Raw genomic sequence first — 8,308 nt, forward strand, 5'->3', positions numbered from 1 at the left:
TCAACCAACCGGACTAGTCGCTCGGTATCATCCGCACCGATTTGCCCTGGGTCAATGACCCGGCCTTCTGACGGCTCAATCGTGCCAATCTGCTCGCGCACAAGCTCCTCGCCCAGAGCAGTGTCCAACCCTGATCGACGATGAACGGCGATGGATATGTCCTCGACAGAGAACGCACCCGTCATGATTACCCTCTCACGTGCACACTCGACGCTACCTTCCTGATGTGGTCCAGAACACCATACCCGCGTTACCTGGAGCAAGGACGAATCCTGCCACCCTCGTGCACCGCGCAGAGTTCGCAGCCCAGCCGCAACGATGTGGCACCACGAAACGTCATCACCGAGCGCAGCATCCATCGGGATGCAGCGTCGCCTGCCTAGCTGTACTGGCCGGGGATGTCTCTCCAGTCATCCTCTAGGCAAAGGGCGACCGGGGGACTACGCTCATGCCGGTGGAACTCAGTCGTCCTCACCGCTACCCCCGGCACCTGCGCATGCCACAGGTCACACTCTCACCGGCCCAGGCAGTCGCCCTAGGATTTCTGGCACTCATCGTGATCGGGACACTGGTGTTGAGCATGCCAGCAGCCTCGGCTTCTGGTGTTGGCACTGATCTTTTGTCTTCCTTGTTCACGGTCACCTCCGCGGTGACGATGACCGGGTTAGTCGTACTCGACACCGGTTCTCACTGGAGCGGGCTGGGACAAGTGATCGTGCTGGTACTGATCCAGGTCGGCGGCTTCGGCATCATGAGCGTGACCTCCCTAGCCGGAATGCTGCTCACCGGGCGAATCGGACTACGATCACGTCTCTACACCCGCGCAGAGAACAGGTCCTTGGACACTGGTGACATCGGCCGAACTGTCCTGGCGACCCTGCTGATCACCGTGATCTGCGAGGCAATAGTCGCGGTCATCACCACTGTCCGGTTCGCAACGGCATATGGGATGTCGCTGCCGCAGGCCAGCTGGGAGGGGTTATTTCACGCCGTCTCCGCATTCAACAACGCCGGATTCGCTCTACGCAGCGACAGTCTGGTGCCCTATGTCGGGGATGCCTGGATCATCCTGCCACTAGCCTGTGCCCTGATTATTGGTGGCCTGGGCTACCCAGTGGTTTCCGAGCTATGGGACCGAGCACGCCTCAGCATGCGCTATCGGGGCCGTCGTAGTGCACGGAAGTTGTCGCTCACCACGCGCATCACGGTGACCGGCACAGTGATACTCATCATGGCCGGTGTGGCAATGGTCGGCGTTCTGGAGTGGAACAACACCCTGGCCGGCCTGCCTGCAGGCGCCCGGATCCTCGCCGCCTTCTTCCAAGGGGTGAGCCCGCGCACCGCCGGTTTCAACTCCCTGGACTACAGCGAGTTCCACCCGGTCACATTGATGGGAACTGACCTGCTGATGTTCATCGGTGGCGGCTCAGCGGGCACGGCCGGCGGGATCAAGATCACCACCGTCGCAGTTCTCCTTGCTGCGATCATCGCAGAAGTCCAGGGACATCACGCCACGACCATTGGACACCGCACAATAAGTCAGCCTGTGGTGCGTCAGGCACTGACAGTTGCCGTGCTCAGCGTTGTGCTGATTGTTGTCGCGGTCGGCACGCTACGACTCCTGGACCCGGTGTTCACCGGCGATCAGATCACTTTTGAGGTCATCTCCGCGTTCGCCACCGTCGGGTTATCCACCGGTATCACCGCTGATCTGAGCTCCCCGTCCCAACTGGTGTTGTGCGCTCTGATGTATCTGGGGCGTATCGGACCGGTCACCCTCGTTGTCGCCCTGGCTGCTAAAAACAGTGCCCGACGATTCCACTATCCAGAAGAGAGGCCCTTCATTGGCTAACACACCTCGCCGCGTCCGTGGCCGCATCGACATTCCCCCCGTTGTTGTTCTGGGCCTGGGCCGATTCGGCGCCTCACTTGCCGAAGAGCTAACCTGCCACGGCGTGGAAGTACTCGGCATGGACTCTGATGACCGCCTGGTTCAGGAATGCTCCAGCTTTCTTACCGATGCCGCTATCGGTGACACCACTGATCGTGAGACGCTGGTGCAGTTCGGTGTTCACGAAGTCGAGCGGGTTGTTCTCGGCATCGGCTCAGATTTGGAATCGTCTGTACTCACCGCCTCGAACCTGGTGGATCTGGGTGTGCCCAGTATCTGGGCGAAAGCGGACTCTGATGCACACGCTAAGATTCTCACCCAGGTAGGTGTCCATCAGGTTGTGCGCCCAGAGCGTGACACCGGACGTCGTGTCGCTCACCTTTTGGGTGGGCGGTTCAAGGATTTCGCCCAGTTTGATGAGGACTATGGGATGATCAAACTTGCACCGCCGGACGTCATCGTCGGAGTTTCCGTGGACGTTGAAAAGTTGTGGTATAGGTTCGGCGTGAGAGTGGTCTCAGTACGGCGATCTGACGGAACGTGGGCACCTTTTCATCCCGATCGTGTCCTGTGCCGTACTGATCAGGTCATCGTCGCAGGCGATCCCGAGAAACTGGAAAGATTCGTCCGAAGGTGAGGCTTCGGTAGGCGACCGGGGATATGGCAAACCTATATCGGGATCGTGACTGTGGCTAGTCCTTGCTTAAATGGGACGAATTTAACGCGCAGAATTATTCTATAGTTGTCGGTAGATCATACCGATAGGGTTTCAATGAGAAATGGACAAGTTTGCACACCCTAGGAATAGGGAACGATTAAAAGTGGAAATATTTAGGAAAGTCTACTGATGTACATTGGTCCGACGCTCCTTATTTATTGGCCTGTCGGTCAAGTGCCGGAAAGTCCTTAGTGGGTAACTTCTATCTGCCGCGGGCGTCGACCGGCGCGGGGCGAAGGAAAGACATACGGTGACCTTGCGCTGGTCTGGATGCGCCAGATTTCTATCGGTCACTATGTCGGTTTAGTTCGGAGCGGCAGGGACTGTCGCTGGCCTGTTCGCGCTCATGGATTGATGGTTTCAAGTTGCGCCAAGAATTCCTCGGCGTACGATACTCGCTTGCGCAGCCTGTCGAGGCGCTCACCGGTCTGTGAGCGAACGTCCGCGATGAGCTGGCCGGCGTGTTCCTTGTCGGCTGGGGTGGCAGCCATCGAGGCGAGGGTGTCCACGGCGCGGAGGAAGACACCGATCTCCTCCAGTGTGAAGTCCAGCGGCTTCATTCGGCGGATCAGTAGGATCCGCTGCATGTCCTCGTCGCTGTAGAGGCGGAAGCCGCCTGCGCTACGACCGGATGGACTGACGATCCCGAGTTCGTCGTAGTGGCGCAAGGTGCGGATCGACATGCCTGTGTCGTCGGCGACCTGGCCGATCTTACTGCCGTGTACCGCCATGTCCACTCCCTCTGCCGTCCTGCCACGGAGCGCTGTCAGCGCACCGGAATTGCCTCCGCGAAAACCTACCGTTACGGTAGGGTTCGTTCTAGTGCTGATTTCACTATGTATCGCCAGGTCGTCTGTCTCGGCGGGCCTGGATCCACTATTTTCGGAGGTTCTTCGTGACCCAATCTACCACTGGGCCTGGCCCCGACCAGGCCATGCGATCCGACCCGCCCGCCCCGACTGCGGTCGTCGCCTCGTTCCGCTACGCGTTCAGTTCCCTTCCGCGCCTGCGCACCGAAGTGCTCGCCGGGCTGGTCGTCGCGCTCGCGTTGATCCCGGAAGCCATCTCGTTCTCCATCCTGGCCGGTGTGGATCCCAGGGTCGGGTTGTTCGCCTCCTTCACGATGGCGGTGACCATCGCCTTCACCGGTGGGCGGCCGGCGATGATCTCCGCGGCCACCGGTGCCGTCGCCGTGGTGATCGCCCCGGTGGCCCACGACCACGGCATGGACTACTTCATCGCGACCGTCCTGCTCGCGGGTGCCTTCCAGGTCGTCCTCAGCGTGCTCGGCGTCGCCAAGCTGATGCGCTTCATCCCACGCTCGGTGATGATCGGCTTCGTCAACGCCCTGGCGATCCTGATCTTCACCGCCCAGCTGTCCCACCTGCTCGGCGTGCCCTGGCTGGTCTACCCACTGGTGGCTGCCGGCCTGGTCATCATGATCGGTTTCCCGAGGCTGACTACCGTGATCCCCGCCCCACTGGTCGCGATCGTCCTGATCACCATCGTGGTCGTGGTCAGCGGGTGGGACGTCCCCGACGTCAAGGACCAAGGGGAGCTCCCCGACAGTCTGCCCGGCCTGTTCATCCCCGACGTTCCGCTGAACCTGGACACCCTGACCATCATCGGGCCCTACGCCCTGGCTATGGCGCTGGTGGGGCTGATGGAGTCGCTGATGACGGCGAAGTTCGTCGACGACATCACCGACGTGCACTCCGACAAGACCAGGGAGGGGTGGGGACAGGGTGTGGCCAACATCGTCAGCTCCCTGTTCGGCGGGATGGGAGGGTGCGCCATGATCGGGCAGACCATGATCAACGTGCGTTCCTCCGGCGCCCGTACCCGCCTGTCGACGCTGTTGGCGGGAATCTTCCTGCTGATCCTGGTCGTCGCCCTCGGCGACATCGTCGGGCTGATCCCGATGGCGGCTCTCGTCGCGGTGATGGTCATGGTGTCGGTGGGCACCATGGACTGGCACTCCCTACGGACCCTGCCGATGATGCCGCTGAGCGAGACCGCCGTGATGGTGGTGACCGTGGTCGCCACCCTGGCCACGCACAACCTGGCGGTTGGTGTGGTGCTCGGTGTACTCACCGCGATGGTCATGTTCGCCCGACGGGTCGCCCACCTGGTGAGCGTCGAGAAAGTCGCGGAACTCGACACCGACCACGACGGCACGATCGACACTCGTACCTACCGGGTGCGTGGGCAGTTGTTCTTCGCCTCGAGCAATGACCTGGTGTACAGCTTCGATTACACCGACCCGGCCGAGCACATCGTCATCGACCTGACGGAGGCCGACGTGTGGGACGCCTCCACGGTCGCCACCTTCGACAGCATCACCACGAAGTTCCGGGCACGTGGAAAGACCGTCGACATCATCGGTCTCGACGGCGCCAGCCAGGAACGCCTCGACCGCTTCTCGGGGCGGCTCGGCGGCGGCCACTGAAAACCCGTGACGTAGGCGGCGCCTAGAGAATGAACCACCCCAGGACACCCGCGGCGATCACCACGGCCCAGGCCGGGACCTTCCAGCTGTGGAGCGCCACGAACGCCGCGACGGCCAGTACCAGGGCGTTGACGCCGTTGCCGAGGATCCCGGTGGTGAACACCGGGTCGTACAGCGCGGCGGCCAGGATGCCCACCACCCCGGCGTTGACACCCGTCAGCACTCTGCGGGTGGCGGCGTTGCCCCGCAGTTCCTCCCAGAAGGGCAGGGCGCCGACCACCAGCAGCGCGGCCGGCAGGAAGATCGCCACGATGGCGACCAGGGCGCCGATAATGCCGGTCACCGTCCCGGAGCTGGACGCGCCGAGGAACCCGGCGACGGTGAACAACGGCCCCGGAACGGCCTGGGCGGCACCGTACCCGGCGAGGAAGACCTCGGGCTCGACAAGGCTGGCGGTCTCCGCTTGCAGGAGCGGCAGGACCACATGGCCGCCACCGAAGACCAGCGACCCCGCGCGGTAGAAGATGTCGGCCAGCGACACGTAGGCATTCTGCGTCCACATCGCGAGCAGGGGAAGCCCGGCCAGCAGCAGGGCGAACAAGCCCAGGCACGCGACAGCGGTCCGCTTGGACACTCGGACGGAGAAGGCGTCCTCCGTCCGCGGGGCCTGCTCCCGCGGGGTGAGCCAGAGGAAACCGACGAGGCCGGCCACCGCGACGGCGACCGCCAGGGTGGCAGGGCTGGGGAAGAGCAGGACTACGATCATCGCTGCCGCGGCGATTGTGGCCCGGGGTGCGTCGGGCGTCAGAGACCGGGCCATGCCCAGGACCGCGTGAGCGACGACGGCGACGGCGGCCGCTTTCAGCCCGTCGATCCAGCCGGCGTCGGAGAGGTCACCGACGGCGGCCAGGCCGTAGGCGAAAGCGACGAGAAGCGCCACCGAGGGCATCGTGAACGCGAACCACGCGGCGAACATTCCGGTGTACCCGACTCTCTGGAGTCCGATGGCCATTCCCACCTGTGATGACGCGGGTCCGGGGAGGAACTGGCACAGCGCGACGAGGTCAGCGTAGGCCTTCTCGGACAACCATCCGCGGCGCTCGACGAAGGCCTCGCGGAAGAAGGCCAGATGGGCGACTGGGCCGCCGAAGCTGGTAAGCCCTAGACGAAGAAACACGAGGACGACCTCCCAGGTGTTTCCCGGTTGTACGTCACGACCGTGAGGCGGGTTTCGATTCACGTGACGATACTGACAATCACGGGCTACCCCGGTCAATGGGTACCGGTTGAACGTTGGGTGAACAAGGCCGTGAGGCCCAACCGATCTGCAGCACAGCACGCAGCTGGGCAAAGATGTCGGGACGGACCTGGTGAATCACACTGCGCCCCTCCCGATGGCGTTCCAGCAGCCCGGCTTCGGTCATCATCTTCAGGTGGTGTGAGATCGTCGGCTGACTCAGCCCCATCATCTCGGTGAGCTCGCCGACACTGACCGGCCCGCATCCGGCGGCAGCCAACTGCGACAGCATGCGCAACCGCACCGGCTCGGCCAGTACCTTGAACAGTCCGGCATAGCGTACCGACTCGTCCTGGGTCAGCGGCCCGGTGCCCAGGGAACAGCACTGCTGGACATCCAGGACATCGGTGTCGGGTAGCGGCTGTGTGGTGCTCATGCCCACCACGCTACATTGACGGGCGTCGATATCAGAACTATCTTCTAGTATCGATCACCGTCGATACGAAACAGGATGGACCCCCATGACCCCACCCTCGGCCCCGACTGCCGGACCCGCCCGGATGTCGTTTCTGGACCGGTTCCTGCCCGTCTGGATCATCCTGGCGATGGCTTCCGGTCTTATCGTCAGCCACCTTCTCCCCGGCATCGGTGACACCCTGAGCGCGGTGGAGGTCGGCGGGATCTCCATTCCCATCGCCGTGGGCCTGCTGGTGATGATGTACCCGCCGCTGGCCAAAGTCCGCTACGACAAGGCCGGCAAGATCGCCGCCGACACACGGTTGATGGGGGTGTCGCTGGTGCTCAACTGGGTTGTCGGCCCACTGTTCATGTTCGTCCTGGCCTGGATCTTCCTGCCCGACCAGCCCGAGCTGCGCACCGGGTTGATCATCGTCGGGCTGGCCCGCTGCATTGCGATGGTGCTGGTCTGGTCGGACCTGTCGTGTGCCGACCGGGAGGCCACCGCAGTACTGGTGGCGATCAACTCGGTGTTCCAGGTGCTCATGTTCGCCGTGCTGGGCTGGTTCTACCTGCAGGTCCTGCCCGCCTGGCTGGGGCTGGAAACAACCTCGGCGGAGTTCTCCTTCTGGACGATCGTCACCTCTGTGCTGGTGTTCCTGGGTATCCCACTGCTGGCCGGGGTGGGCTCCCGCCTGCTGGGTGAGAAGATCAAGGGCCGCGACTGGTACGAGAACACCTACCTGCCGAAAATCTCGCCGCTGGCGCTGGTGGGGCTGCTGTATACGATCGTGCTGTTGTTCTCGCTGCAGGGCGAGCAGATCGCGGCGAACCCGTGGGCGGTGGCACGGCTGGCGGTGCCGTTGGTGATCTACTTCCTGGGCATGTTCAGCATCGCCTTGATCGCCGCGAAGATGGCTGGGCTGAGCTACGCCCAGTCGGCGTCGGTGTCGTTCACTGCGGCGGGCAACAATTTCGAGCTGGCCATTGCGGTGGCTATCGGCACCTTCGGTGCAACGTCAGGTCAGGCGTTGGCGGGCACGGTCGGCCCGTTGATTGAGGTGCCGGTCCTGGTGGGGCTGGTGTATGTGATGCTGCGACTGGGGCCGGTGCTGTTCGCTGGAGATTCGACGGTACCCCGGCCAGCCAGGAGAACGCCCTCGCCGACACAACCGACAAAGGAGAACACCTTCTCATGACCATTCGTCCCTGCGTCCTGCTCGTCTGCGTCAGCAACGCCGGTAAATTCCAGATCGCCGCGGCCCTGGCCCGGCACTACGCCGGGGAGGTTGTCGAGGCGCACTCGGCAGGTACGCATCCCGGTGCCCGGGTCAACGCGCAGTCCATGGCCGCGGTCGCCGAGGTCGGTGTCGACATGAGCACTGATCATTCCAAGGGCGTGGATCCGACGCTGTTACGGCGGGCGGACTGGGTCATCGTCGTCTGGGCGCAGGCGCAGCTGGAGCTTCCCGCTGAAGCTGCCGGGTCGTGACCCACTCGAGAGCACGCTCGAGGGAATGACGCGCGATACCGGTAGCAATCGCAGCGCACGTGACA

General features: G+C 63.2%; 9 protein-coding genes. 5 read left to right on the forward strand and 4 right to left on the reverse strand.

The features are described 5' to 3' along the window. Nucleotides 1-185, reverse strand: a 185-nt coding sequence (locus tag ACT3UN_RS16155) for a hypothetical protein (RefSeq protein ID WP_444657605.1), incomplete at its 3' end; no start/stop codon positions are given. 311 nt (nt 186-496) lie between these two features. Between ACT3UN_RS16155 and ACT3UN_RS16160 the strand changes: the two genes are divergently transcribed. Continuing rightward, entirely contained in the window at nt 497-1,852 is a 1,356-nt protein-coding gene (locus ACT3UN_RS16160) for a TrkH family potassium uptake protein (protein WP_444657613.1), read from the forward strand. Then, the gene (locus ACT3UN_RS16165; RefSeq protein ID WP_444657606.1) at nt 1,845-2,528 is read left to right on the forward strand and encodes a potassium channel family protein; all 684 of its coding nucleotides are present in this window, start codon (nt 1,845-1,847) and stop codon (nt 2,526-2,528) included. The genes ACT3UN_RS16160 and ACT3UN_RS16165 overlap by 8 nt, the downstream gene beginning before the upstream one ends. Before the next feature lie 425 nt (nt 2,529-2,953). On the opposite strand, the gene ACT3UN_RS16170 is transcribed toward ACT3UN_RS16165, so the two are convergent. Further along, nucleotides 2,954-3,340: a MerR family transcriptional regulator gene (locus ACT3UN_RS16170; RefSeq protein WP_444657607.1), complete on the reverse strand. Its 387-nt coding sequence runs from the start codon at nt 3,338-3,340 to the stop codon at nt 2,954-2,956. Nucleotides 3,341-3,543: 203 nt separating this feature from the next. On the opposite strand from ACT3UN_RS16170, the gene ACT3UN_RS16175 reads away from it, so the two are divergent. Continuing rightward, complete coding sequence (locus ACT3UN_RS16175) at nt 3,544-5,058, forward strand: SulP family inorganic anion transporter (protein ID WP_444657608.1); 1,515 nt, start codon at nt 3,544-3,546, stop codon at nt 5,056-5,058. Between the two features lie 22 nt (nt 5,059-5,080). Here the strand turns inward: ACT3UN_RS16175 and chrA are convergent, their stop codons facing one another. Together chrA and ACT3UN_RS16185 are read right to left on the reverse strand one after the other, a co-directional pair. Beyond that, nucleotides 5,081-6,298: a chromate efflux transporter gene (gene chrA, locus ACT3UN_RS16180; protein ID WP_444657609.1), complete on the reverse strand. Its 1,218-nt coding sequence runs from the start codon at nt 6,296-6,298 to the stop codon at nt 5,081-5,083. Nucleotides 6,299-6,314: 16 nt separating this feature from the next. After that, nucleotides 6,315-6,731 carry an ArsR/SmtB family transcription factor gene (locus ACT3UN_RS16185; protein ID WP_444657610.1) on the reverse strand — a complete coding sequence of 139 codons (417 nt, stop codon included), beginning with the start codon at nt 6,729-6,731 and terminating at the stop codon, nt 6,315-6,317. Nucleotides 6,732-6,816: 85 nt separating this feature from the next. Between ACT3UN_RS16185 and arsB the strand changes: the two genes are divergently transcribed. Together arsB and ACT3UN_RS16195 are read left to right on the forward strand one after the other, a co-directional pair. Further along, nucleotides 6,817-7,950, forward strand: a complete 1,134-nt coding sequence (arsB, locus tag ACT3UN_RS16190; RefSeq protein WP_444657611.1) for an ACR3 family arsenite efflux transporter — start codon at nt 6,817-6,819, stop codon at nt 7,948-7,950. After that, nucleotides 7,947-8,243, forward strand: coding sequence for an arsenate-mycothiol transferase ArsC (locus tag ACT3UN_RS16195; protein WP_444657612.1), 297 nt, complete (start codon nt 7,947-7,949; stop codon nt 8,241-8,243). Before arsB ends, ACT3UN_RS16195 begins: the two co-directional genes overlap by 4 nt. Nucleotides 8,244-8,308: the final 65 nt, after the last annotated feature.

Origin of the sequence: Corynebacterium sp. AOP12-C2-36 (assembly GCF_052379185.1) — a bacterium.
Taxonomy (GTDB): domain Bacteria; phylum Actinomycetota; class Actinomycetes; order Mycobacteriales; family Mycobacteriaceae; genus Corynebacterium.

Coding starts and splice junctions, on each gene's coding strand:
- ACT3UN_RS16170 (WP_444657607.1), bottom strand. CDS start 3,340: ATGGCGGTACACGGCAGTAAGATCGGCCAGGTCGCCGACGACACAGGC.
- ACT3UN_RS16185 (WP_444657610.1), bottom strand. CDS start 6,731: ATGAGCACCACACAGCCGCTACCCGACACCGATGTCCTGGATGTCCAG.
- ACT3UN_RS16175 (WP_444657608.1), top strand. CDS start 3,544: ATGCGATCCGACCCGCCCGCCCCGACTGCGGTCGTCGCCTCGTTCCGC.
- arsB (WP_444657611.1), top strand. CDS start 6,817: ATGACCCCACCCTCGGCCCCGACTGCCGGACCCGCCCGGATGTCGTTT.
- ACT3UN_RS16195 (WP_444657612.1), top strand. CDS start 7,947: ATGACCATTCGTCCCTGCGTCCTGCTCGTCTGCGTCAGCAACGCCGGT.
- ACT3UN_RS16160 (WP_444657613.1), top strand. CDS start 497: ATGCCACAGGTCACACTCTCACCGGCCCAGGCAGTCGCCCTAGGATTT.